The following is a 25,403-nucleotide window of genomic DNA, read 5'->3' as shown; positions in this document are numbered from 1 at the left end:
CTAACTGTTGGGATAACTATGTGTTTAACACTGGAAACTGTTCTTGGGAGAACCAAGGGTCAGAACCTGTAGAACCAACTAATTTAGAATGTTGGGAAACTGCAACATTCAATAACACGACTTGTATTTGGGATATAACAAATGATGGAGATTCTGTAAACCCAGTATGTAATGTTCAAAATATAACTGTAGAATTAGATCAATTTGGAAATGCAACTATTACAGCTGACCAAATAGATAATGGTTCGACAGATAATTGTGGTATAGATAGGATCACTGTAAGTCCAAATACATTCGACTCAAACGATATTGGAGAGAATACTGTAGTATTTACTGTAACAGATTATAGTGGAAACATGTCTAATTGCAATGCAACTGTAACAATTACTGAAAACACGTTAGGTAACACAGTATTTAATTACGAGCATATAAGTATTCAGCCAAATCCATTTAATAGCTTTATTAATATAGTATTCCCTATTACATCAAGCAATGATGTTTTTAGAATAAATATTTATGATTTGAATGGAAGACTTGTTTACAATAAATCACTTTCAACAATAAATGGAAAATTAACTATAAATGGTTTAGACAATTTAGAACAGGCACCATACTTTATTAAAATTACAAATATAAAAGATGGTCAATCAGTTGTAAAAAAGCTAATTAAGTATTAATAAATTATAATTCACATAAACTGTGCTGATATGCATGTATTAGCACAGTTTTTATTTCATTGATTATCAGGTTGTTGTATATTTATAATGCATTACATCGATTTTATTTGCATTTCATAGATAAATTATATTATATTTGCTTTAACTATTAATCCAAATAAATTAATTAGTCCCAAACTAATAAATTAACTACTTATGAAAAATATTACTCTCAAAGAGTTGTGTCTCTTAACGGTATTAATGCTAACATATACTTGTTCATTTTATGCTCAAGAAATTGGAGTATTAGGTAACGGTACCTACATTGCGGATAACGATGTGACTCCAACAACTACAGATTGGACCAATTTTGGTACTGTTAATTCTAGAAACTTTACCATTGATAACATACAAACTTCAGGGAATACAACTTTAAATATTACTGGAATTACATTATCAAATACTACAGATTTTTCTGTATCTACAAATCCAAGTCCTGTAGGTGTACCAAAAAATGGCCCTGACCCAACATTTACAATCACTTTTATTGGTTCAGGTACTGGTACTTTTACATCTACAGTAACCATTACAAGTAGTAATGCAAGTAACGATGGTGCAGACAATGCTTGGGTTTTCACAATAAGTGCTGACAGGCTACCAGAAATCAACATTCAAGGAAATGGTCAAAGTATAGCTCATAATGATGCTACGCCTACAACAACGGATAGAACAGATTTTGGATCTATAGATGTTTCATTAAGTGTTCCACATACGTTTACAATTCAAAATACTGGCAATGCACCTTTATCTATTGGTGCCATTACTTTTGGTGGTGCTAATCCTGGAGACTTTTCGATAACAGCTGCTCCTGCAAGTACAGTTGCAATTGGTGCAAGCACAACATTTCAAGTTACTTTTACCCCAAGTGCTGTAGGTGTTAGAACCGGAAGAATAAATATTGTAAACAATGATAGCGATGAAAATCCTTATGCATTTACAATACGTGGAACTGGACTTACTCCACAACCAGAAATAAACATCACAGGATTATCTAATACAATTGTAGATGGAGATACAACTCCTAGTGTTACTGACGATACAAATTTTGGCAGTACAGGCACTGGTTCTCCTATTAACCATACTTTTAATATTCAAAATACAGGCTCAGTAGCATTAACTATTGGAGCCATTACATTTTCAGGTGCTAATCCAGGAGATTTTTCAGTTACAACACCTCCTGCAGCTTCTGTAGCTGCATCTGGAAACACAAATTTTATTGTAGCTTTCAATCCTTCTGGTAACGGAACAAGATCTGCAACTATTTCAATTGTAAATAACGACAGTAACGAAAACCCATACGATTTTACCATTCAAGGTACTGGAGTTGTTCCTTTAACAGAAGGTCCTGGAGGCGTAACAAACGACTTAGCACTTTGGTTAAAAGGTACTGACGGATTAGGATATACAGATGGCCAATCTGTATCACTTTGGGCTGACCAAGGTCGTGGCGCAAATGCTACTGTTAATACGGCTGGGCAAGAGCCTACATATTATGATAATCCTACACAAAACGTGAATTTCAACCCTGTGGTAAATTTTGATAATATTGCAACAGAATCTTCAGGAAGCTATAATTACTCGAATTTACCTCAACAATACCTTCAAGGTAGTGCTGGTTATTATACGAATGATATGTTTGCCGTAGTTATTCCAAACCAAACTGTTAATTCTACCTTTGGAAGTATGGACATCTTTTGTGCAGATCACGATATATTAACTCAAGAAAATGATGGTTCTGGCTTAGGCTTCGGTGCATACTCTCAAAGATTTTCTGGTGAAGTTTTATGTTATGCCTATGCATTATCAAATGGTGTAAATAACGGTTATGGTGTTTCTCAAAATGGAGCATCCATTACCTACGACAATGTTGGTATTATAAATGCTAGACATAATACAGCTGTTAATAATCAAGAATTATATTATAACGCTGTAAATAAAGTTAATAACACTTCAGATGCTGGAGCATTTGGAACGATTGCAGATGGAAAATATTGGATAGGCCGAAGTGAAGGCTGGAGAGGTAGTTTAGATGGAAGAGTATGCGAAATTATTACATATTCAGCTAGAAAAAACGATACCGATTTAACTGTTGAACGTAATAGAATCCAATCTTACCTTGCCATTAAATATGGCATCACTTTAGGTGTCAACGGGACATCTCAAGATTATGTAGATAGTAGTGGTTCTGTAATTTGGGATGCCAATACAGGAGTTCCTGCAAATGATGTCTTTAATTATGATATTGCTGGTATTGGTCGTGATGATGATTCCGATTTATTACAAAAACAGTCTCGTAGCGTTAATAATGCTACTGATGGTGGATTTAGAGCTCAAGGTGTCTTAACCATTGGAATGGGAAGTATTGCTAACACAAATAACTTAAATACAAATACCGAACTTGAAGATAAAGAATATTTAGTTTGGGGTAATAATGGTGTTGATTTAGACACAGCTTTACCAGATATTACTGTTAATATGAGTTCAGATATAGCTCCTGCATTAACTACTGATGTATCGTTTGAAGCTATAAGTAGAACATGGAAAGTAGTTGAAAATGTTGGTCCTGGTGGAGACATCCCAACTGTTGAAGTAGCTATCTTAAAAAGTGCTGTTCGTACTGCTACACCTCCAGACGGTCGTTATTTAATGTTTATTTCTGATACACCAAATTTTGACCCTACAGCTGATTATCGAGTGATGACAGAAGGAACAAACGAATTAGGTGAAGCTATCTTAAAAACTAATTATGATTTTGATGACACAAAATACATTACATTTGGCTGGGCTCCAGAACGTACATTCGAACGTTCCGTATATTTTAATGGCTCAACTAATTACATTGACATGGAAGATGCCTTAGATTTAAATGCAACTGCATTTACTATTTCTGCTTGGGTAAAAAGAGAATCAGGTTCTTTAAACAAATCTATTTTATCAAAGCGTGATGCTCCTTATACTGAAGGTTATGATTTTAAAATCAACGCCTCAGGAAATTTTGAAGTATCCTGGTATTCTTCTGGCACTAAGCAAAGCATAACTTCTAATACAATCATTCCTGAAAACACATGGCATCATTTAGCTATTATATATCAAAGCACTACTGCAAAATTATATATAGATGGTGTTTTAGATATACAATCAAGCAAAACAGATCCTGACAATAACACGAATCAGTCATTCTATATTGGTGCTGCTTCTAAGTTAGCTCCTGAAGCTTTCTTTAATGGAAACATCGATGAAGTTCGTGTATGGAATACAGCTATTACTGAGGGTCAATTACGTTATATCATGAATCAAGAAATAGAAGAAAATTCAGGTTTTGTTAGTGCAACATATTTTGTTGGAACAAGTATAACACCAACTAAAAATGAAATAGCAACTATACCTTGGACTGCTTTAGCCGGTTATTACCCAATGTCAACATATACATATACAAATACAAAAGACGAATCTGGTAATGGACATCAAGGTGCCTTAAGAACCCTAAGAACAGTAGATAGACAAACTGCCCCATTACCATATAAATCTAATGGTTCTGGTAATTGGGATGCAAATACTACTTGGTTAAATGGATCTTTGCAGACTATTCCTGGTGCTAATTCAATCGTCGATCCAGACAAAACTATCGATTGGAATATTGTAGAAACAGACCATAATATTATTATGAATAACAGTAGCTTAGCTACTAGTGCGAATGGGAATAGAAACCTACTAGCACTTAACAATAAAACTAACACAATTACTGTTGACGGTACTAATAATTCTAACGATGCAGATAATAGCACAGAAGATGGTACTGGTTTTGGACTAACTATTACACATTTTTTAAATATTAGTGGTAAAATAGACCTTGAAGGAGAATCTCAATTAATTCAAACACTTAATAGTGATTTGGTAGTTGGTGCTTCAGGAATCTTAGAGAAAGACCAACAAGGATCTAAAGATCTCTTTACTTATAACTATTGGAGTTCACCTGTTGGATATACAGATGCTGGTACAAACAATTATAGCTACACATTAAACAATCATATTTTTAAAGATGGAACGAACTCTTCTTCTCCTGCTAACATTTCATTTGTAGGAGGATACAATGGTAGTTCTGGTTCACCTATTGGTATTGCACATTATTGGATATGGAAATATGCAAACCTAGAGAGCGATAATTATTCTTTATGGCAACATGTTAGAAACACAGGAACTATAAAAGCTGGTGAAGGCTTTACCATGAAAGGAGTTGCTAATACATCTGGCGATGTTGAGCAAGAACAAAACTACGTCTTCCAAGGAAAGCCTAATAATGGAGACATCTTAACCTTAACATTAAATGCTGGCAACGATTATCTAATAGGTAACCCATACGCCTCTGCTATAGATGCTGACCGGTTTATTATGGATAATGGGAACACTTTAAGTTATTCAGACCCAGGTGGAATGCCAGAAACTGATCCATTAATTAGTGGAACCTTATATTTCTGGGAACATTGGGGAGGAGGCTCTCACGTAACTGCTGAATATCAAGGAGGATACGGAACTTACAACTTTTCTGGAGGTGTTCCTGGAGCAGGTTTTCTTGGAACATCAGATCCTGATGTAAATCAAACTGGAACTGGAACCAAAACTCCTGGAAGATATATTCCTGTTGGACAAGGCTTCTTTGTTACTGGACAAAATACAGGGCTTATTAATTTTAATAATGGACAAAGAGTATTCAAAAAAGAAGGAAGTACTTCTGTTTTTGTCAAACAAGCTGGAAAAAACCTTAGAACTGAAAATGATTTTGCAGATTCTAGAATGAAAATAAGATTAGGTTTTAATTCTATAAATACAATCCATAGACAATTATTAGTTACTGAAGACACAAGAGCTACTTTAGGAGTCGATTGGGGATTTGATGGCTTACTTTATCAAAACCAAATGGACGATATGTATTGGTCTATTAATAATGATAAATATACTATTCAGGGTGTAGATAATATTTCTGAAAGTACAGTTTTACCTATTGGAGTTCATACTTCAGACCCAGGTATAAACAACTTTATTATTGATGCATTAGAAAATGTTCCAGAGAATCTAAACATTTATATACATGACAAAGAGTTAAATATTTATCATGATTTAAGAGTCAATAAATATGAAATTTATTTAGAAGCTGGAGAATATCTAGATCGTTTTGAAATCACATTTACTAATCAATCTTTAAGCATTGAAGAAATTGAATTAGTAAATACACTTCAAGTATCTTATGTAAATGCCAGTGAAAGTATTGTGATTCAAAATCCGAAATTTGTTAAAATCAAATCGGCTGAACTATTAAACGCTATAGGACAATCTATCAACACGTTCGAAAATTTTAGTTCTGAAGCTACCATTGAAATTCAAACAAAAAAATTAAGTGCAGGAACTTATATCATTAAACTGCAAACAGAAATAGGAGTAGTTAATAAAAAAGTGTTAGTTAATTAAAAGATAGCCCCAAATCTATCATAAATTCGACTATACTTTGAAGAGAGTCCTGGATATTTTTTCAGGACTTCTTTTTTTCTATATATAATTACAAAAACATAGTACGAAAATAAATAAGTAACAACAAAAAGTCGTCATTGCGAAGGCTATACGAAAAGCAGCAATGCTTCTTTGAGAATACCTAGCAAAGCTAGCGACTGTGACAATCTTATTGAAGGTTGGAGAATTATATTATACAATATTACATTACTCAAGTATTTCTAAAGTAGTAACACTACCTATACCAACTAGCAAGCAACCCTAGAGATACTAGCGGGCAACCCTATAGATACTAGCGAGTATCCCTATATAAAATAAAAAGAGAAAGAAAGTAGAAGTAAAAGAATTCAAACTGAATAAAAAGAAGAGAACGGAAGAAAATGGAAAACAGTAACAAACTCACGATTACTAATTTTACATTTGTGTACCTTTTTTCAGTCTGCAGATAAATTAAAAATAGATTCTCATTCGTGTATTTATGGCAACGTTAATAAGATACTGTAATTGAATTACTCAAACTTAGAAATTAATTCTGTTAACGATAATTTAACTTGTTCTCCAGAAACCATATTTTTTAAAGTATAACTTTCAGTTTCCATTTCCTTCTCGCCTACTAAAACTATAAATGGAATGTTGCGTTTGTTTGCATGATTCATTTGCTTTTTCATTTTAGCAGCATCAGGATATAATTCGGCATTGACACCATTTAATCGAAGTTGTTTAATAGCTTTTAAACTAAACAACCCTTCTTTATCTCCAAAATTAATAAATAGTAAATCGATATTTTTAGTCACAGTTTCAGGAAATAAATTTAGCTCATCTAGAACCAGATAAATTCTATCCAATCCAAAACTAATCCCAACACCACTTACATCTTTTAGTCCAAAAATACCAGTTAGATCGTCGTAACGTCCTCCTCCACCAATAGAACCCATTTGCACTTGTTCTGGAGCAGAAACTTCAAAAATGGCTCCTGTGTAGTAATTCAATCCTCTAGCAAGAGTAACATCCAACTTTAAAGTAGCAGTTTGTAAACCTAATTCTGAAATAGCTTTATCAATAAATTCTAATTCTTCAATCCCTTTTTTACCTTCTTCAGAAGAATTTAAAATAGATTTTAATTGTACGACTTGAGAATTAAAAGAACCTGAAAGAGTAAACAATGGCTGAAGTTTTTCAATCCCTTTTTTAGAAATCCCTTTTTCTAGCATCTCTTCTTTTACCTTCTCCTCACCTATTTTATCCAGTTTATCTAAGGCAACAGTAAAATCAATTAATTTATCGCTTGCTCCAATAACTTCTGCAATTCCTGATAGTATTTTTCTGTTATTGATTTTTATAGTAACACCTTCTAATTTTAAAGCAGTAAAAACGGCATCATATAATTGTATAAACTCTACTTCTTGCCATAAAGAGTTAGAACCAACCACATCAGCATCGCACTGATAAAACTCTCTAAAACGTCCTTTTTGAGGTCTATCTGCTCTCCAAACGGGTTGTATCTGGTAACGCTTAAAAGGGAATTCTATTTCATTTTGGTGTTGCACTACATAACGTGCAAAAGGCACTGTTAAATCGTAACGTAAAGCTTTTTCAGAGATTTTAGACGTTATAGCATTAGAATCTTTTTTACTATAAAGTTTATCATCAACTTTATTTAAAAAATCACCAGAATTCAAGATTTTAAAGATTAGTCTGTCTCCTTCATCACCATACTTCCCCATCAAGGTGTCTGAATTTTCAAAACTTGGTGTTTCAATAGGCTGAAATCCATACAATTCAAATTGTTTTTGAATGGTATTAAAAATATAGTTGCGTTTTGCTACTTGTTCTGGAGTAAAATCTCTAGTTCCTTTTGGAATGCTTGGTTTTTGTGCCATAATTGGTACCTGCGAAAGCAGGTATCTCTTTTAATTAATTATCAAATAATTCACCTCCACAACTATAAGATTCATTATAGTCATTGTATGATGAAGAGTAACAAAAATAAAGAATAAAAAACGTCTGTTGGGATTTTCTATTAGAAAAATCCGTGATTTTAATTGATGAGATTCCTACTTTCATAGGAATGCATTAATTAATCAACTTATTTAAATACGTATATAATTCGCCTTTAGTTATTACTCCACCTTGCTGGATTAATTTAAACTTATCTGCATTTTTATCGTTGGTGTAACCCTTATTTGCTTGTAAAAACTCCACATCGTCATCCATTAAGTTTTCTCTCAACCAGTTAAAACCATCTGTAGTTGTTAAATCGATTGGATTTTTTATCTTAATAGCAATCAGATGCATATTTTCATCTTTTAAATGAAATAAATGAATTTGTTGAGGAGAAACATGCTCAATATATTCCACTTTATTTAATACACCTTCCCAAACTAAATCGCTAAACACATCTAATTCCTGTTCAGCTACTTCTGGTTTATTTTTCTTAATATCTTCCCATTCTTGAGATGTAATGGTTTGAGATGCAAGAAAGTTTATAAACTCTTTATGCAATTCTTCAAATTGTTCTTTTGATAATCTGGCGTATTTCATACTAAAAAAATTAAAAAAAAAGCCTCAACGAGGTTGAGGCTTTTAATATGTTAATCATAAATATTAAGCTTGTGCAATAACTTCAAAAGGAATTTCGAAAGTTACTTCTCTATGTAAACGAATTACAGCATTATACTGTCCTAAACGTTTAATGTTTCCACCTGTAATATTGATGAATTTTTTATCGATTTCGTGTCCTGCTTTTTCAAAAGCTTCAACTAAATCTGCTTTGGTAATAGAACCAAATAATTTATCTCCTGCAGAAGCACCTTCAGTAGCTTTAGCTGGTATTTTAATTTCTAATGTTTTAATTGCTTCAGCAGTTTTAGTAGCATCTTCAATTATTTTCTTATCTTTATAAGCACGTTGCTTTAAATTTTCAGCAAGTACTTTTTTAGCAGAAGCTGTAGCTAAAACAGCTTGCTTTTGAGGAATTAAAAAATTTCTACCATAACCGTTCTTAACCGTTACAACATCGTCTTTAAATCCTAAATTTTCAACGTCTTGTTTTAATATAAGTTCCATTGTTATGAGTTTTTTATTTTAATAAATCTGCCACATAAGGCATTAATGCTAAATGACGAGCTCTTTTTACAGCAACTGACACTTTTCTTTGATATTTTAAAGAGGTTCCAGTTAAACGTCTTGGTAAAATTTTACCTTGTTCGTTTACAAAACCTAATAACCAATCTGCATCTTTGTAATCTACATACTTAATTCCAGACTTCTTGAAACGACAATATTTTTTATTCTTGTTAGTTTCAATATTTAAAGGCGTTAAATATCTAATTTCTCCGTCCTTTTTTCCTTTTGCTTGTTGTTCTATAGATGACATAATTACGCTTTTTGTTTAAGTTTTTCTCTTCTTCTCTCTGCCCAAGATACAGCATGTTTGTCTAAAGTAACAGTTAAGTAACGCATAAAACGCTCATCACGTCTAAACTCTACTTCTAATGGATTGATAACCTCTCCATCTACTTGATACTCGAATAAGTGGTAAAATCCACTTTTCTTGTTTTGAATTGGGTATGCTAATTTTTTTAGTCCCCAATCTTCTTTAGCTACCATCTTTGCTCCTCTAGAAACAAGAAAATCTTCGTATTTCTGTACTGTTTCCTTTATCTGAGTTTCAGATAAAACGGGATTCAAGATGAAAACAGTTTCGTAATGATTCATATAAATTGTATTTATTGTTAAAAATGGGTGCAAAAATAGGGATATTATTTATATATTACAACATAAAAAGAAACATATTTAATGCTTAATTTTAAAATGTTAAATTGTGTTAAAATAAACCTTTTACCGATGTTTTTTGGTTTTTAACCGAATTTTTTGTACTATTGTCGATATCTTAACCGAAATAAATTAAATGTTATGACTTTAAACTGTGTAGTAGTTGACGACTCAGCGATTCAGCGCCTCTCAATTGTTAAGTTAATTGAAAATCACCCTTCTCTTAACCTAATTGCTGAATACAACAGTGCTCTAGAAACTAAAAATGGACTTAATACACATAAGGTAGACTTGATATTTTTAGATATCGAAATGCCTGTATTAAATGGTTTTGAACTTTTAGATGTACTTAACAACAAACCCCAAATTATCTTTGTTACTGGAAAAACAGAATATGCTTTTAAAGCATTTAACTATGATGCAACTGATTATTTGCACAAACCAATAACAAGAGAACGTTTCAATACAGCCGTCGATAAAGCTGTAGAACAACACAAATTGAAATTAGACTTTAACGAAACAGAAGGTGAACACATTTTTGTGAAAAGTAATCTTAAAAAACGTAAAGTCTATATTAAAGACATTAAGTGGATTGAAGCACTTGGAGATTATGTAAAACTAGTAACTGAAGAAACTAGTTTAGTAGTACTTTCAACTATGAAAGCTTTTGAAGCTGAATTACCTGAAGGTAAATTTTTAAGAATCCATAAATCTTATATTGTCAATTTAGACAAAATTGACAGATTTAACAGTAAGAATGTTGAAGTTGGCGCTTATGAAATTCCTTTAAGCAGGAATAAAAAGACGCAATTAGTTGATGCTTTAAATAATATTACAACTTAGGCTAATAATTATCGACATTTAAAATTACTCTTACAGCCCTAAAATCTTTTACAGTAGAGAAGCTATTATTTATTTTAATAATAGCTTCTTTCGTTTTAGAAACAGACTGCTTTGGTGGTATTTTAACTAATATATGTTTTATATATTGATTTCTTATTCTTGATACTGGAGGGAATTCTGGACCTAATACATCTGTTTTAAATATAATTCTTAAAGATTTGGCATACCAATCTGCTCCTTGATTAACTTTATTATAATCACGATGTTTAATTGTTATTTTAATCAGCCTATAGACTGGTGGATATTTAAAATTACGTCTTTCTTCCAGTTGTTCTTTATACATCTCTACGTAAGAATTTGTAGAAACTTGCTGCAGTATGTTATGATATGGATTGTACGTTTGAATTAATACCTTGCCACGTTCTTCAGTTCTTCCTGCTCGTCCAGATACTTGCAACATAAGTTGAAAGCTTCTTTCATGAGCTCTAAAATCTGGGAAGTTTAACATGTTATCTGCATTCATTATTCCAACAAGTTTCACATGTCTAAAATCCAGCCCTTTGGTTAACATTTGCGTCCCAACCAAAATATCTACTTCTTGCTGTTCGAATGCAGTAATTATTTTTTCGTAACCATATTTTCCTCTAGTTGTATCTAGATCCATTCTAGCCACTTTGCTATCAGGAAATAAGTCTTTAACTTCTTCTTCTACTTGTTCGGTTCCAAAACCTTTATTATCCAAATCTATGCATCCACAAGCTTCACATGCTTTTATCATGACAGAATAATAACCACAGTAATGACAACGCAATTGATCTTTGTATTGATGATAGGTTAAACTTACATCGCAATTTGGACATTGTGGTGCATGACCACAGGTAATACATTCAATGATAGGTGAAAAACCACGTCTATTTTGAAACAATATAATTTGATGGCCAGCTTTAAGAGTTTCTGTCATTTCTTCGATTAAACGATCGCTAAAATGACCTGTCATCCGTTTTCGCTTATGCTTGTCCTTGACATCTACAAGTTCAATCTCTGGCATCAACACATTATTATAACGTGTATGTAATTCTACCAAACCATATTTATTTTGCTTGGTGTTATAATAACTTTCTAAACTTGGTGTTGCTGAACCAAGGAGTGTTTTACATTGAAATAAGTGTGCTAAAACTATGGCTGTATCTCTTGCATGATAGCGTGGAGCAGGATCAAATTGTTTATAGGAAGCTTCATGTTCTTCGTCTACAATCACTATTCCTAAATTATAAAATGGCAATAAAACAGAAGAACGTGCTCCTAAAATCACTTGTGCTTTAGATGAATTTTCTAACACATGATTCCAAACCTCTACACGCTCTTGTGACGAATATTTAGAATGAAATACAACTACTTTTTCTCCAAAATAATCTTGCAACCTATTTACTAATTGTGTTGTTAGTGCAATCTCTGGTACCAAATACAAGACTTGTTTCCCTTCCTTTAACACTTCTTCTATAAGCTTTACATATATTTCTGTCTTTCCTGAAGAAGTTACACCATGCAATAAGGTAATTTGATTTGTCTTGAACGATTCCTGAATCTCATGGTAGGCTTTAAATTGAGGTTCGTTTAAGATTTTAATAGGATTATTTTCTTCACCAGAATACTGTATCCTATCTATTTGAAGATGATATTCTTCAAGAATATTTTTATCTATTAACGATTTTATAATAGCTGCTGATGTATCGCTTTTTTTAGTTAATTCTGAAACTTTTATAGGCTTTTTAGTTTGTGCAGACATAGAGAAAAGAGTCAATACTACCTCTCTTTGTTTTGGAGCTCGACTTAACTCCTCTAACAATTCTTGTAATTTGATTTCAGATGAATAATTTGTGCCAAGCTTTACATAACGCACCAATTTTGGTTTATATTTTTCGTAAACCTCTTCTTCAACAGTAACCACCTCCTTATCAATTAATCGTTTGATAACTGGAAGTACGTTCTTTTTATCTAAAATACTAACAATTTCTTGTATTTTGAGTGAAGATTGATGATGTAAAGCATCGTAAATTAAAAATTCATCGTCTTTTAAATCTTCATCATTTATTATTTTAGAGGTATTTCTACTAATTACAGTTTCACTTTCTAAAATAAAAGCATTTGGTATTGCAGCACGCATAACATCTCCTAAGGTACACATATAATATTCTGCAATCCATTGCCAATGGTTTAATTGCATTTGTGTTATAACTGGCGTTTCGTCTAAAATTTGATGAATGACTTTAGCTTCATATATTAGAGGTTCATTATTATGAATACTATAAACTAAAGCTGTATATATTTTAGATTTTCCGAAAGGAACAGACACTCTCATACCTGATTTTAAAAAATCTGCTTCAGCTTCCGTAACACTATAAGTAAATAGTTTAGGTAAAGGAATAGGAAGTATGACGTCTATAAAATATGGCATGTAAAGATGTTATTCTTAAAGGATTCTTTTCCAATACTGTGTTGCGTAAAAAAAAGAAAGGTATCCTCTAACTAATAGTATGTCTGGATTGTCTTCAACTAAAGACAATCTGCATTTATATGTTTTACCTTCTTCAGGGTCGAAAATAGTTCCGTTTTTATAATATATTCCATCTTTAGTCAAATCTTTAATGATGGTTAATCCTAAAACAGGTTTATTGTAATCAGCTCCTTCGCATGTATTACAAAGAGCATCACGATCTTTACTATTATATATTTCTATAATTTTTCCATAAACTTTTCCATCTTTCATGTAAATCTCAATTGTTGATTTAGCTTCACCTGTTTGATCATCAATTGATTTCCATTTTCCAAAAATATCTTGGGAATGCATAGTTAATGGCACAAAAAACAATATCAATAAAATTTTATACATAATCTTTATTTATTTTTTTTAATCTATTTAAAGATGCATTTAACTCGTAACCTAAAAGTAAAATATTAGAATTTAACCATAAATAAAACATTAAGATTAATAAGGCTCCTATAGAACCATACAACTCGTTATACTTAGAAAAATTTTCTATGTAAACTCCGAATAAATACGAACTTAAAATAATAAGTACAGTAGTAAATAAAGCTCCAACGGAAAAGAATTTAGATGCTTTCCCTTCGGTTGTACCAAAATAATATAAAATAGCAGTTGCTAAATACACCATGATAACAAAAAAGAGATATTTAGCTAATACAAACCAGAATTGGATATTGTCTTTTTGTAAAATGCCATAATTTTCTAAATTACCTATAACATATATTTGAAAATAACCAAGAATAACAACTGTAAGAATTAATAAAAAAGCCAATATTAAGGCAACACCTAATGCGAACAGATATTGTCTAACAACATTTCGTGTGAGTTGTTCATGATATGAATTTTCAAATCCGGCAAAAACAGCACTTATACCATTTGCCATTAAAAATATTGAAGCCAAAAACACTGTTGAAATAAGACCTCCACGTTGCGACTCTTCTATATTTTCAAAAATATTCTTAAAGAAAAAATCAGAGGTGCTCGGTGGCAAAAATGAGTTTAAGAAATTCAAGAATTCTATTTTAAAATCATCTATTGGAATAACAGGAATAACAATTAAAATAAACAACAAAAAAGGGAATATAGCCATAAAGAAACTAAACGCAATGGCACTTGCCCTTGTAGTTAATGCACCTTTAACAATACCTGTAATATACAATTCTACAAGGTCGTAAAATGAAAGCCCTTCTAAACCTGGAAGTTTAATCTGTTTAAAAAAACGTACTAATAAATTTAAAATAGGAATCTTGTCTAATTTATCTTCAATGGGTTTAGTCATGTTTAAACGGCTTTTAAACTTAAATCCATATTGTAAACGGAATGTGTTAATGCGCCAGAAGATATATAATCGACTCCGCATTCCGCATACTTTCTTACTGTCTTTTCATTAATGCCTCCTGAAGATTCAGTTAAACAGGTGTCTCCAATTAAGGCTACAGCTTTTCTAGTGTCTTCGAAGTTAAAATTATCTATTAATATTCTATAAATCCCATCTGATTGAAGAATCTCTTTAATTTCATCTAAGTTTCTTGCTTCAACAATAATTTTCAAATCTTTATTGGTTTCTTTTAAATATGTTTTTGTTTTATTAATAGCATTAGTAATTCCTCCAGCAAAATCTATATGATTATCTTTAAGCATCACCATATCATACAGAGCAAATCTGTGGTTCTCTCCTCCTCCAATTTTTACAGCCCATTTTTCTAATGCTCTAATTCCTGGAGTTGTTTTTCTAGTATCTAAGATTTTGGTGCCAGTTCCTTCTAGTAAATTAACAAATTGCTTTGTTTTTGTAGCAATAGCACTCATACGTTGCATGGCATTTAAAACTAATCTTTCTGCTTTTAAAATAGATTGAGAAGAACCTTCTACATAAAAAACAATATCGCCATATTTAACCTGAGAACCATCTTCTATAAGCGTTTCTAATATTAAATTCTTATCTATATAATGAAATACTTTTTTAGCAAATTCAACACCAGCAATAACACCTTTATCTTTAACTAAAAGCTTGGCTTTACCAGTAGCTGTTGCAGGTATACATGCCAAAGAACTATGGTCTCCATCTCCAACATCTTCTCTAATAGCGTTAGCTACTATTAATTCTATTTCTTTATTGAACTGCTCTCGAGTAATCATTTAAACTATATATTTCTTGTAAAAATAAGCATTGCTTATGAATAATTTTAATAATTAGAATTTCAAATTATAAAAAATGATAAATTTGTTACATGCAAATAAAACTCCTAGCCATTGGCAAAACAGATAATAAACAACTACAGACTTTAATAGACGATTATCAAAAACGTCTTGGTTTTTATATTAAGTTTGAGTTAGAAATAATTCACGATTTAAAAAAGGCTAAAAATTTAAGTGAAGATCTTCAAAAACAAAAAGAAGGAGAATTAATTTTAAACAAGCTTCTACCTCAAGATGTATTAATTTTATTAGATGAAAATGGAAAACAATTACATTCTGTAGGTTTTTCTGAATTCTTGCAAAAACACATGAACTCAGGAATTAAACAATTGGTTTTTGTAATTGGTGGTCCTTATGGTTTCTCGGAAGCAGTATACAATAAAGCCCATGGAAAGTTATCGCTTTCTAAAATGACCTTTTCACATCAAATGATTAGGTTATTTATTATCGAACAACTTTACAGAGGCTTTACTATTTTAAGAAATGAACCCTATCATCATCATTAGTGGGTAGAATAGGTATTCTTACGCTTTTTTAATTGAATATCTAAGTCATTGATTGTTTCTTTTACAGCCATTTCAAAATTCTTTTCTGTAGATGTAGCAAATATTTTTGGACCTGGTAAACTAAGTTCCATATTACATATCTTACCTTGAGCCTTCTGATTATTATCTTGTTTAAAAAAAACATCGCAACTAATTAGCCAGTCATACCTTTTTGCAAGCTTTTGAAGTTTTTCAGTAGTGTATTTAGATAAAGATTCGCTAGAATCCATGTTTACGTATTGAATTATAATATTCATAGTATTTTATTTTGTGAATTTATTATATAACAATATAAAAGAAAAATAGACAAATCAAAATGATAAATATCATAATTCACTTAAAAAAATAGTATACTGTAATGTTTGAAATTGAAAAATTTCAATAATAGAATAAAAATCGTATTAACAAGTAATCTAAATCAATGTTGCAATTGCAGTTTGAACTTCTGTATCATGAAAGCAATCAATAATGAAAATAATTATTTGGATTTTTATATAAATAGCTAATCCAATAAAACCAATAAACAAAAGATTCTCTGCTGCTTTTTCTGCTCTAAATACGGTATGGGTTTTCATAATAAATAAAAATAATTAGTTAAGCTATTAACTAGTAAAAATTGATATTTATATGATTGATGAACAGCAATTTACAAAAAATATTTGAATCTCCTTAACAAATCGTTAACAATATTTAATTATGATAGTCAAAAAATATCTTTCAAAACTTGTAATGCATTTCTAAACATCATTTTCTGACCCAATTCATTTGGATGCAATTTATCTTCTAAAAAATGTTCCGGTTGCATACCTCTTGAAAAATCAATATTTATTTTCTCATATGATTTACAATACGCTATTAACTTTTTTTGAAAGCTTAATATCTGCTTACTATAATTCTGATTAGCAAAATTTATTTCCTTTATACCGAATGTCTGTGTTGGAATTCCTATTATACATTCAGCATCATAATATTTTGCTTGCCTAGAAATAGCATGGATGTTAGATATTATTGATTCAGCTACTAAACCAAACCAGAGATCGTTTGTTCCACCTAAAATAATGAGATGTGACGGCTTATGTGCTAATAATAATTTTTCTGTTCTAGCTAACATTCCAAAAGTTGTGTCTCCAGAGATTCCAGCATTAACAATTGGTAAATGCAATTCTTGTTGCAACAAATTCACCCAGCCATTTTCTGAATTTATACCATATGCCTCAGTTAAACTGTCGCCAATACAAAGAACTTTAGTTTTATTCAAGGACAACTCTTTTATCGTTTAATTGTATCGCCTTTTGTTTACCTTCAGTAGCAAGCCTTCTATTAGTTGCTCTTTTTAAAGTTAAATTATATTGATCTATTGCATCAGAGTATCTATTTTGACTCATTAGCCATTCAGCATATAGTTCATTCGTTGGTTTTTGTATAACTGGAGGACCATAACTGTAACTTAGCTTTTGTTCTTCAGCAACAGATTCTTTTAATAATCTTTCTGTTTCAACCATATTGTTATCTAACCAGAATCTTAACGCTTGTAACTGTTTTAACATAACTATAGATTCATCAATATTAGTTTGCGTTGGTGTATTTCTAGAAAGAGATGAGCAGACTGTAAAACCATCATTTATATTTTCTACTAATAAAGTTTCTTTTTCAATATTCTGAGCAGTTTTTTCGATTATTGAATCTAATTTTGAAGTAGCTCCATTAACAAATGCTTTATAACCTTCAATAAAATAATATTGAGATTGAACAGTCAAATTTAAATTTGACACATCTATATTGATATCAGCAATATAAGATTGCCAATTATTAGATTCCACTAAGTAAGTCCCTTTTAAAAATACCAGATGTACTTTAGAACGGTTAGAAGGTGTCTCTTTAGTAAACTGTTCCATTTCTAAAACCATTTTATTAGCTTCTTCTATCAAGCCATTTTGTAAATAACCATATTCCAACCAATGAAATGCATGATAGCCTCTTGCATCGTTGTCTAAACCTTTACGTTTCATTCTATTCAAACTTGCTTGATAAGAATCAATATTTGAATTTATAACCTCGTCCCACATGCCTAAAGCCACATAAATATGAGATGGCATGTGCAAAGCGTGACTAGCATCTGGAGCCACTTTGGAATATGAGTTTGCTGCATCTATTGCTAATTGAGCATGATAAGGATCATCGTATGAATGAATTAAATAATGAAGGGCTCCAGGATGTTCAGGATTATCTTTCAATACCTTTTTTGCTACTTCGGCTCCTAAACCATAAATAGAATCGTTTCTTCCTTCTGGAACAGAACCTAATAATGAAATGGCATAAAAAGCTGCTAGCTCCTGATTTTCTGGATGTTTTTCATAAAGAGATTTCATATACTCTTTATAAGCTTCATCTCTTTCAATTTTAGATGTTTTTGGAGTATATAGGATTTTAATGGCTGCAACCAACTCTTTCTCAACATCTGTTATATTATCTAAATTATTAATTTTTTCAATAGCTGAATAACCTTCATCATATTCTTGTTCTCCCCAAAGTGTATGATTGTAAGTCATAGCTTCTCCCCAATATGCCATGGCCATTTTTGAATCTGATTTTTGAGCTTTTAAAAATTCTTCTCTAGCATCTTCATATTCAAAACTATGCAATAACAAAAGGCCTTTTTCGAAATGAATTTGCGCTTCCTCGTTACCTGTTACTTGAAATTCTACAACTCCTAGTTGATCTGTTTTTACATCTTTCTTTTTACAAGAAAATATAGAAATAAAGACGAGTATAAATACTAGATTTTTCATTTTTTAGTGGTTTAAATTACTGATTTAAAGATACATAAATTATTCAAAAATGACTTTATCTGTACTTTCAAACCATTCTTTATAAAATTCCTGATGAATTTTCTCGATACTATTTCGTTTCACTTTTAAACTTGGAGTTGTTAATCCGTTAGCTACATTCCAATCCTCTTTCATTATAATAACCTTTTCAACTTTTTCATGTTTTTCAAGATTAGGATTAATGCTATTTACTGTAGCAATCAACCCTTCAACTAATTGTGCTTTCAATTTTATTTTGCCAGTTTCAGATAAGGTTATTAAAGCTATGGGTTGAGGTATTCCTGTTCCTACAATACATATTTGCTCAATATCTGTATTACTTGAAAGCATTAATTCTATATGTGAAGGTGAAATGTATTTTCCTTTATCTGTTTTAAATTGATCTTTTACACGACCAGTAATAGTAAGAAACCCATCGTGATCATACTCGCCAATATCGCCAGTTTTCAAATAGCTTTCTTCATCAAATACATCTGCAGTTGCTTCTGGGTTTTTATAATATCCCACCATCAAGCAATTATTTAGCAAACATATTTCTCCTTCAGCAGATAGTTTTGCTTTTACTCCCATTAACGGTTTACCAACAGTACCAATTTTGGAAGCCTGTGGTGTATTAAAATGAGAAACACAACAATCTTCTGTCATGCCATACCCTTGATGAATAACTATTCCTAACTTTCTATACCATTTAACTAAACTAGAAGCAATAGGAGCAGCAGCAGATACTATAAATACAGCTTCTTTTAAACCCAGCTTTTGTCTTAATTTATTTTTAACTATCGAGTTTAAAATAGGAATATTTAATAAAATATTCAATTTTTTTTGAGGCATAGAGTCCAGTATTTTGTCTCTAAATTTGGTCCAAATTCTAGGAACTGCAAAGAAAATGTGAGGTTGCGTGTCTTCCAGATTTTTAGCAAATGTCTCTAAAGACTCTACAAAAGATATAGATGCACCTAAAGTTATTCCAGAATTACACATGGCACGTTCTGCTACATGTGCTAATGGAAGATATGAAAACATTCTAATATGCTCTTGCAATTGCATAACCTCTCTAAAAGTTTTAGAGCTTTCAGCAAAGTTATTTACCGTATGCATTACTCCTTTAGGATTTCCAGTAGTTCCAGACGTATAAATAATGGTATGTAAATCGTCATGCTTTGGAATATAAACATCCTGCAAAGGACTATGTTTTTGAACTAAATCTTCCCACAAATCTCCTTCATATCTACCAAACATGCCAACACTAATCATAGGCATTTTTGGAATGCCTGATTTTTGAGTTTCAAAATTTTCCAATTTCCCTACAATAATCGCTTTTGTTTCACTATGCTCTAAAATTTGTTTTATAGACGCATCATTTAAAGTTGGATAAATAGGAATAGACACATGTCCAGCCATCATAATAGCAATATCTGCCATCATCCAATGTGCGCAATTATTAGATAATATAGCAACATGACTTCTGTTAGGCAAATGATAAGATTGTATAGCAGAAGCTATTTTTCGAGCCTCTTCACCTGCTTCAGCAAATGAATAGGTTTTTATTTTACCATGAATTGGTTGCTTTAAAAAAATATTTTTTGGTGCTTTTGCTTCCCAATATAAGAAAGCTTCCAATGGTGAGTGAAAGTCTGGCATTTGTTAGTTGGTTGAATTTCTTAAAGATACTAAAGATATTTTTATTCTATAATTACTTCCAAAGAATTATAAACAAAAGTATCTGGCAGTTATTTTAAAGAGACAACTAAATTCTCACCTAGTTTGTTATTATTATTTATTTACTTGGAAAGTTTAATAACGCTTTCAATTCAATAAATCTAGGATTATTTTGAATGTCTTCACTTAAAAATAAATCTAAACCATACAAATAAACACTTGGTGATTTTTCTTTAATACTTTTTTCCATCCAATAAAAAAATAAATCTAAATCGTCTTTAATTAAATAAACGAAACTAACAGCAACTGGGTCGTTATAATTTGTTTCATTAACTTCGCTTAAATAATTAGTAATGGCAGTATATTTTAATTCATCAAAATTACATACACCATATATTTCTATAAATGTACTCTCTAATAAATCACCTCCTCTGCCATTAATTAGGCTTCGTGCTTTATTCGTGTCTTCTAATGCTAAATCACATTTATGTAGAAACATTCTGGTATAGCCTCTTTTTATATAACCCCAAATCCAATTTGGATGAATATCTAGAGCTTCACTAAAAGCTAGTTCTGATGTTTCAAAATTCCGAGCCAATAAATTAACCCAACCTAAATTATGAAGACTTGAAATAGATATAGGGTCTAACAATATAGCTTTATCAGCTAAAATTAAAGCTTCATCATATCGTTTCATTGCTGCTAAAAATGCCGAATATCTAATTAAAGCATTTACATTTAGAGAATCTAAATCAAATGCTTTTTTATAAGACGCTTCTGCTTCGCTCCAATTAAAATCTCCATAAAATTTAATAGAACCATCAACAACATAAGCTTCAGAATATTCTGGATCTAAAGCTATTGCAGTTTGAACCGCCATTCGAGATTCATTGAAAATTTCATCTCTTGTTGCTGTAGAAAACATAGCTTGGATAATTTTTTCATTTGCAATAGCAACGTAAGCTGGCACAAATTTCGGATCAATTTCAATAGCTTGCCTAAAGTGATTTAAAGCTTTTTCTGCTTCCTCAGATGTAGAACCATAACTTAAAGCGCGACCTTTCATATAATGTGCTTGTACTTCAGGATTATTGCTTTTTAATTGTTGTTTTGATTGATTTTCTTTTCTTGAAGAGCTTGGTAAAGATTTCAATAAAGAATTAGTAATAAGATCTTCAAGTTCCACAACATTATTATTTTTAAATAAAAACTTGTCTCCCCAAATTTGCGTTCCATCACCAACATTAACTAACTGACAATTCACCATCAATTTATTATCTAATTGTTCAATTCTACCTGAAAGCATTAAATCAGCATCCAACTTTTTTTGTACTCCTTGAGCATTTCTATCTGATTCGTTAAGTATGAAAGTTGAATTGCGAGATAAGACTCTTAAATTTGTTAATCTTGATATATGATTAATCAGATTTTCTGGAATTCCATCAGATAAATAAACAAATGATGCATCATTTGTTTTATTTTCAAATGGTAAAACTGCTAATTTTCTAAAATTAATTGATGCCTGAGATTTAGAATAATTATTAAAATCTTCAGCATTTGCCCAATAAAAACTAGCATACAAAACAGTTATAATTGTTATCAAACCATAAATTAATTGTTCTTTTCGGGTTACTTTTTGAATACCTTTCTCTCCATGATTCCAATTCCATAAAACTGAAATAAAAAAGCCTCCAATTAATAGTATTAGGGTTAGGGTTAGCATTTTTGAGTTTAACCCATATTTTGAAATAAAAAAATCTACTGCTTGAAGAATAATAAAAGAAGCTGCTGGATAGGCTACAAAAGACTTCCAAACTTGGCGATTCTTTAATTTATCAATAAATGAAGTATTCATATATAGCTAATATCTGAATTTTATTAGTAATTACATATAAATTAAATAGTTAATTATTAAAACGAATAGTCAAAGAATAATAAATATTTAAAGTACTTCGGAAAAAATTAGCTGTAACTTTGCAGACAATTAAAAATGACATACTATTTGTCATTCTACAAATACAATATATGTCATTTAACAAATTAGGTCTTTCTGAAGCTATTCTTAAAGCTGTCAGTAAAAAAGGATACAGTGAGCCATCTCCAATACAACAAAAAGCCATTCCACCCATTTTACAAGGAAAAGATGTTTTAGCATCTGCACAAACTGGAACTGGAAAAACAGCTGGTTTTACATTACCAATGCTTCAAATACTTTCGGAAAGAGAAAAGTCTAAATTCAGACCTATTCGTGCTTTAGTATTAACACCAACACGAGAATTAGCAGCTCAAGTGTATGCGAATGTTAAAGAATATAGTGAGTTTTTAAACATAAGAAGTGTTGTTATTTTTGGAGGTGTAAATCAGAAACCACAAGCTGCTGCCATACGTCAAGGAGTTGATATATTAGTTGCAACTCCAGGAAGATTATTAGATTTAGAAAGTCAAGGGGTTTTATCATTAAAACGCATTGAAATTCTAGTTTTAGACGAAGCAGATAGAATGCTAGACATGGGATTTTTACGCGATATTGAACGAATTATGGATAAAATGCCTGCAAAACGTCAGAATTTAATGTTTTCTGCCACATTTTCAAAAGATATTAGAAAATTAGCAAATGGTATTTTACACCATCCTATTCAAGTGGAAGCGACTCCAGAAAATTCGACTGTTGATGCTATTAATCAAAAAGTATATCGTGTAGCAAGTGGTAAGAAAACAGATTTAATCATTAAGTTAATTTCTGATGGTAATTGGAAACAAGTATTAGTTTTTACTAGAACGAAACATGGAGCCAATAAACTTTGCAAAAAAATGGTAAGTGCTGGAATATCGGCAGCTGCTATTCATGGCAATAAAAGTCAAGGAGCCAGAACTAAAGCATTAGCAGGTTTTAAAAACGGAAGTGTTCGTGTTTTAGTTGCAACAGATATTGCTGCTCGTGGGTTAGACATTCCTTTATTGCCACATGTTGTTAATTTTGAACTTCCAAATATTTCTGAGGACTACGTTCATAGAATTGGTAGAACAGGTCGAGCTGGAGCAAGTGGCGAAGCTATTTCATTAGTTAGTGCAGATGAAACAACCTATTTAAAAGATATTGAAAAATTAGTAGGCATGAAAATTCCTAAAGAAATTTTGGAAGGTTTTGAGCCAGATCCAAATGCTTCAACAGAACCTAGAAAACAAGGTGGAGGAAGAAATTCGCGTTCAAACAATAATAACAAACGCTCGCAAAATTCAAACAAATCTAACAACAGTAACAAACCAAGTAATTCTAGACGTCCTAAAAGAAACAAAAGACGTTCGGAAGACAGAAGAAATTAATAAATGACTCAATCTCTTAAAGAAAAAATAGTAGACGTTTGCAATAAAAAGATTGAACAAAATGGTCCAAATGTTGGCTTATCTTTTTATGCTTTTTTTTCTAATAAGAACGATAACCCTGAATTACTTATGGAAACTGCAACTTGGTGGATTTTAACTCATAAGTTAGACCATTTTGAAAAAGCTGTAAAAATTAAAAAACTAGTTTTAGAATTATAAATGGAAACACAACCAAACAATCCGTTGCATGGAATAAAATTAGAGCAAATAGTTACTGACCTTGAAGCGCATTATGGTTGGGAATATATGGGACATAAGATTAATGTTCGTTGTTTTCAAGATAACCCTTCAATAAAATCGAGTTTAAAATTTTTAAGACGAACACCTTGGGCTAGAACAAAAGTTGAAAACATGTATTTAAACATGTTGAGAAAAAAGATATAATCTATTTTTTATTGACTCCCAATTTGTATCCAAAAGCTAATTTTGCTTTAGATAGGTTAAAAGTATATTTATTACCATGATCTAAATTAGTTGCATAAAAACCATCGTTATAAATTAGTGTTAAGTAATATCGCTTGGCATTATAACCCAAAGCCAACGTGTAATCTAATTTATAAAGCATCGGTTTTAAAGGTTTATAAGTGTCATCTTGTATCTCTATGTGTTTATTCATTAGCGCTATTCCTGGCATAATATTACACGATGCAATAAAGTTTTTAGGTAACATAAAAACAGATAAAAACCCTCCTAAAACTCCTACTGCTGCACTATTATATCGCTTAATTTGCGCATACTCGTCAAAATACAATTCACCATTTTCAGGCATGATATCATTATCAGCAGAAAAATAATCGTACACCCCAAAAAGTCCAAGTCCTCCTGTAATGTAAACACTTTTATTTCTTTTAGCTAAACCAGCTTTTAAGAGCGAATATGAAAACTCTATTTCAGATAAGGTAAAAAGATAATTAAACCCAACAGTTACAGATCTAATATCACTTCTAAACTCAGTAGGTTCGTTAAAATCATTTTTAATATTAAACCCTTTATAGGTCTGTACAAACCCATTGACATAATGGTTTTTTCCAGCAATTAAAGTGCCTTGCGCATCAAACCGATTGGTAACATCTTCTTTATTTGTTTTTAAATTAAAAGCTATATCTATTAAAACCTTACTACTGGCAAAACCAAAACCAATACCATACTTATTGTTAGGTACATATTTTAATTTTGAATCATCATTTCGAATACTAAACTTTTTAACCTTATAATTAGAAAATAATCGAAGTGAATAGTTTTTAATATTTCGATCTATAAATAACGAATCTGCTATTTGCATAACACTTATAGATTCATTATTCTTTCTTAAAGAATCTGCATCTTTTAATATTTGAGACTGCACTGAAGCCGAAACTATAAAAAATAAAATAAGCAGGAAGAATCTATTTATCATGTAATATAAAAC

General features: G+C 31.1%; 23 protein-coding genes. 7 read left to right on the top strand and 16 right to left on the bottom strand.

Annotated elements, in window-relative coordinates; all coding sequences use genetic code 11:
- A partial coding sequence (locus FVF61_RS07125; RefSeq protein WP_148454796.1) for a T9SS type A sorting domain-containing protein occupies positions 1 to 677 on the top strand: 677 nt, incomplete at its 5' end.
- Positions 678 to 872: 195 nt separating this feature from the next.
- Entirely contained in the window at positions 873 to 6,179 is a 5,307-nt protein-coding gene (locus FVF61_RS07120; protein ID WP_148454794.1) for a choice-of-anchor D domain-containing protein, read from the top strand.
- Positions 6,180 to 6,727: 548 nt separating this feature from the next.
- On the opposite strand, the gene hisS is transcribed toward FVF61_RS07120, so the two are convergent.
- The 5 genes from hisS to rpsF all read right to left on the bottom strand — a co-directional run bounded on the left by hisS (position 6,728) and on the right by rpsF (position 9,935).
- A complete protein-coding gene (hisS, locus tag FVF61_RS07115) occupies positions 6,728 to 8,098 on the bottom strand; it encodes a histidine--tRNA ligase (RefSeq protein WP_148454792.1) in 1,371 nt (456 codons plus the stop codon).
- Between the two features lie 193 nt (positions 8,099 to 8,291).
- Positions 8,292 to 8,759, bottom strand: coding sequence for a DUF6495 family protein (locus FVF61_RS07110; protein WP_148454790.1), 468 nt, complete (start codon positions 8,757 to 8,759; stop codon positions 8,292 to 8,294).
- Between the two features lie 63 nt (positions 8,760 to 8,822).
- Complete coding sequence (gene rplI / locus FVF61_RS07105) at positions 8,823 to 9,284, bottom strand: 50S ribosomal protein L9 (protein ID WP_148454788.1); 462 nt, start codon at positions 9,282 to 9,284, stop codon at positions 8,823 to 8,825.
- 13 nt (positions 9,285 to 9,297) lie between these two features.
- Entirely contained in the window at positions 9,298 to 9,594 is a 297-nt protein-coding gene (rpsR, locus tag FVF61_RS07100; protein ID WP_007650017.1) for a 30S ribosomal protein S18, read from the bottom strand.
- A 2-nt stretch (positions 9,595 to 9,596) separates the two neighbouring features.
- Positions 9,597 to 9,935: a 30S ribosomal protein S6 gene (gene rpsF, locus FVF61_RS07095; RefSeq protein WP_148454786.1), complete on the bottom strand. Its 339-nt coding sequence runs from the start codon at positions 9,933 to 9,935 to the stop codon at positions 9,597 to 9,599.
- 198 nt (positions 9,936 to 10,133) lie between these two features.
- On the opposite strand from rpsF, the gene FVF61_RS07090 reads away from it, so the two are divergent.
- Positions 10,134 to 10,835, top strand: coding sequence for a LytR/AlgR family response regulator transcription factor (locus FVF61_RS07090; protein ID WP_109308778.1), 702 nt, complete (start codon positions 10,134 to 10,136; stop codon positions 10,833 to 10,835).
- Between the two features lies 1 nt (position 10,836).
- Here FVF61_RS07090 and priA read toward each other — a convergent pair whose 3' ends face one another.
- The 4 genes from priA to nadC are packed head-to-tail and all read right to left on the bottom strand — an operon-like array spanning position 10,837 to position 15,519.
- Positions 10,837 to 13,290, bottom strand: coding sequence for a replication restart helicase PriA (gene priA / locus FVF61_RS07085; protein WP_148454784.1), 2,454 nt, complete (start codon positions 13,288 to 13,290; stop codon positions 10,837 to 10,839).
- Between the two features lie 15 nt (positions 13,291 to 13,305).
- Positions 13,306 to 13,725, bottom strand: coding sequence for a DUF2147 domain-containing protein (locus FVF61_RS07080; protein WP_148454782.1), 420 nt, complete (start codon positions 13,723 to 13,725; stop codon positions 13,306 to 13,308).
- Positions 13,718 to 14,659 (bottom strand): YihY/virulence factor BrkB family protein, encoded by a 942-nt coding sequence (locus tag FVF61_RS07075; protein ID WP_148454780.1) that lies wholly within the window; start codon positions 14,657 to 14,659, stop codon positions 13,718 to 13,720. The genes FVF61_RS07080 and FVF61_RS07075 overlap by 8 nt, the downstream gene beginning before the upstream one ends.
- A gap of 2 nt (positions 14,660 to 14,661) precedes the next feature.
- Entirely contained in the window at positions 14,662 to 15,519 is an 858-nt protein-coding gene (gene nadC, locus FVF61_RS07070; protein ID WP_148454778.1) for a carboxylating nicotinate-nucleotide diphosphorylase, read from the bottom strand.
- Positions 15,520 to 15,611: 92 nt separating this feature from the next.
- On the opposite strand from nadC, the gene rlmH reads away from it, so the two are divergent.
- Positions 15,612 to 16,085: a 23S rRNA (pseudouridine(1915)-N(3))-methyltransferase RlmH gene (rlmH, locus tag FVF61_RS07065; protein WP_148454776.1), complete on the top strand. Its 474-nt coding sequence runs from the start codon at positions 15,612 to 15,614 to the stop codon at positions 16,083 to 16,085.
- Here rlmH and hpf read toward each other — a convergent pair.
- The 6 genes from hpf to FVF61_RS07040 form a co-directional block, all read right to left on the bottom strand.
- Positions 16,082 to 16,381 (bottom strand): ribosome hibernation-promoting factor, HPF/YfiA family, encoded by a 300-nt coding sequence (gene hpf, locus FVF61_RS07060; RefSeq protein ID WP_148454774.1) that lies wholly within the window; start codon positions 16,379 to 16,381, stop codon positions 16,082 to 16,084. The two genes, rlmH and hpf, sit on opposite strands and share 4 nt — an antisense overlap.
- Before the next feature lie 156 nt (positions 16,382 to 16,537).
- The gene (locus FVF61_RS14160; RefSeq protein WP_158635193.1) at positions 16,538 to 16,699 is read right to left on the bottom strand and encodes a hypothetical protein; all 162 of its coding nucleotides are present in this window, start codon (positions 16,697 to 16,699) and stop codon (positions 16,538 to 16,540) included.
- Between the two features lie 128 nt (positions 16,700 to 16,827).
- Positions 16,828 to 17,382 (bottom strand): GDSL-type esterase/lipase family protein, encoded by a 555-nt coding sequence (locus FVF61_RS07055; RefSeq protein ID WP_158635192.1) that lies wholly within the window; start codon positions 17,380 to 17,382, stop codon positions 16,828 to 16,830.
- Positions 17,375 to 18,913, bottom strand: coding sequence for a tetratricopeptide repeat protein (locus FVF61_RS07050; protein ID WP_148454770.1), 1,539 nt, complete (start codon positions 18,911 to 18,913; stop codon positions 17,375 to 17,377). The genes FVF61_RS07055 and FVF61_RS07050 overlap by 8 nt, the downstream gene beginning before the upstream one ends.
- 39 nt (positions 18,914 to 18,952) lie before the next feature.
- The gene (locus tag FVF61_RS07045) at positions 18,953 to 20,593 is read right to left on the bottom strand and encodes an AMP-binding protein (RefSeq protein ID WP_148454768.1); all 1,641 of its coding nucleotides are present in this window, start codon (positions 20,591 to 20,593) and stop codon (positions 18,953 to 18,955) included.
- Positions 20,594 to 20,729: 136 nt separating this feature from the next.
- Entirely contained in the window at positions 20,730 to 22,466 is a 1,737-nt protein-coding gene (locus FVF61_RS07040) for a tetratricopeptide repeat protein (RefSeq protein WP_148454766.1), read from the bottom strand.
- A 170-nt stretch (positions 22,467 to 22,636) separates the two neighbouring features.
- Between FVF61_RS07040 and FVF61_RS07035 the strand changes: the two genes are divergently transcribed.
- Genes FVF61_RS07035 through FVF61_RS07025 form a run of 3 tightly spaced genes read left to right on the top strand, consistent with a single transcriptional unit; the run spans position 22,637 to position 24,379 of the window.
- On the top strand, positions 22,637 to 23,935 hold the full coding sequence (locus FVF61_RS07035) for a DEAD/DEAH box helicase (RefSeq protein ID WP_148454764.1): 1,299 nt from the start codon (positions 22,637 to 22,639) through the stop codon (positions 23,933 to 23,935).
- Positions 23,936 to 23,938: 3 nt separating this feature from the next.
- The gene (locus FVF61_RS07030; RefSeq protein ID WP_148454762.1) at positions 23,939 to 24,154 is read left to right on the top strand and encodes a DUF6500 family protein; all 216 of its coding nucleotides are present in this window, start codon (positions 23,939 to 23,941) and stop codon (positions 24,152 to 24,154) included.
- Positions 24,155 to 24,379 carry a VF530 family protein gene (locus FVF61_RS07025; protein ID WP_148454760.1) on the top strand — a complete coding sequence of 75 codons (225 nt, stop codon included), beginning with the start codon at positions 24,155 to 24,157 and terminating at the stop codon, positions 24,377 to 24,379.
- 1 nt (position 24,380) lies between these two features.
- Here the strand turns inward: FVF61_RS07025 and FVF61_RS07020 are convergent, their stop codons facing one another.
- Positions 24,381 to 25,391, bottom strand: coding sequence for a DUF4421 family protein (locus FVF61_RS07020; protein ID WP_233586731.1), 1,011 nt, complete (start codon positions 25,389 to 25,391; stop codon positions 24,381 to 24,383).
- Positions 25,392 to 25,403 lie beyond the last annotated feature (12 nt).

Source organism: Xanthomarina maritima, assembly GCF_008084905.1.
Classification (GTDB): domain Bacteria; phylum Bacteroidota; class Bacteroidia; order Flavobacteriales; family Flavobacteriaceae; genus Xanthomarina; species Xanthomarina maritima.
This window is presented reverse-complemented; position numbering and strand designations above follow the sequence as displayed.

Excerpts from the sequence above, each read along its gene's own strand:
- FVF61_RS07110 (WP_148454790.1), bottom strand. The coding sequence starts at position 8,759 with ATGAAATACGCCAGATTATCAAAAGAACAATTTGAAGAATTGCATAAA.
- FVF61_RS07040 (WP_148454766.1), bottom strand. The coding sequence starts at position 22,466 with ATGAATACTTCATTTATTGATAAATTAAAGAATCGCCAAGTTTGGAAG.
- rpsR (WP_007650017.1), bottom strand. The coding sequence starts at position 9,594 with ATGTCATCTATAGAACAACAAGCAAAAGGAAAAAAGGACGGAGAAATT.
- rlmH (WP_148454776.1), top strand. The coding sequence starts at position 15,612 with ATGCAAATAAAACTCCTAGCCATTGGCAAAACAGATAATAAACAACTA.
- rplI (WP_148454788.1), bottom strand. The coding sequence starts at position 9,284 with ATGGAACTTATATTAAAACAAGACGTTGAAAATTTAGGATTTAAAGAC.
- FVF61_RS07030 (WP_148454762.1), top strand. The coding sequence starts at position 23,939 with ATGACTCAATCTCTTAAAGAAAAAATAGTAGACGTTTGCAATAAAAAG.
- FVF61_RS07035 (WP_148454764.1), top strand. The coding sequence starts at position 22,637 with ATGTCATTTAACAAATTAGGTCTTTCTGAAGCTATTCTTAAAGCTGTC.
- FVF61_RS07020 (WP_233586731.1), bottom strand. The coding sequence starts at position 25,391 with ATGATAAATAGATTCTTCCTGCTTATTTTATTTTTTATAGTTTCGGCT.
- FVF61_RS07045 (WP_148454768.1), bottom strand. The coding sequence starts at position 20,593 with ATGCCAGACTTTCACTCACCATTGGAAGCTTTCTTATATTGGGAAGCA.
- rpsF (WP_148454786.1), bottom strand. The coding sequence starts at position 9,935 with ATGAATCATTACGAAACTGTTTTCATCTTGAATCCCGTTTTATCTGAA.
- hpf (WP_148454774.1), bottom strand. The coding sequence starts at position 16,381 with ATGAATATTATAATTCAATACGTAAACATGGATTCTAGCGAATCTTTA.
- FVF61_RS07120 (WP_148454794.1), top strand. The coding sequence starts at position 873 with ATGAAAAATATTACTCTCAAAGAGTTGTGTCTCTTAACGGTATTAATG.
- FVF61_RS14160 (WP_158635193.1), bottom strand. The coding sequence starts at position 16,699 with ATGAAAACCCATACCGTATTTAGAGCAGAAAAAGCAGCAGAGAATCTT.
- nadC (WP_148454778.1), bottom strand. The coding sequence starts at position 15,519 with ATGATTACTCGAGAGCAGTTCAATAAAGAAATAGAATTAATAGTAGCT.
- FVF61_RS07050 (WP_148454770.1), bottom strand. The coding sequence starts at position 18,913 with ATGAAAAATCTAGTATTTATACTCGTCTTTATTTCTATATTTTCTTGT.
- FVF61_RS07080 (WP_148454782.1), bottom strand. The coding sequence starts at position 13,725 with ATGTATAAAATTTTATTGATATTGTTTTTTGTGCCATTAACTATGCAT.
- priA (WP_148454784.1), bottom strand. The coding sequence starts at position 13,290 with ATGCCATATTTTATAGACGTCATACTTCCTATTCCTTTACCTAAACTA.
- FVF61_RS07090 (WP_109308778.1), top strand. The coding sequence starts at position 10,134 with ATGACTTTAAACTGTGTAGTAGTTGACGACTCAGCGATTCAGCGCCTC.
- FVF61_RS07075 (WP_148454780.1), bottom strand. The coding sequence starts at position 14,659 with ATGACTAAACCCATTGAAGATAAATTAGACAAGATTCCTATTTTAAAT.
- FVF61_RS07025 (WP_148454760.1), top strand. The coding sequence starts at position 24,155 with ATGGAAACACAACCAAACAATCCGTTGCATGGAATAAAATTAGAGCAA.
- hisS (WP_148454792.1), bottom strand. The coding sequence starts at position 8,098 with ATGGCACAAAAACCAAGCATTCCAAAAGGAACTAGAGATTTTACTCCA.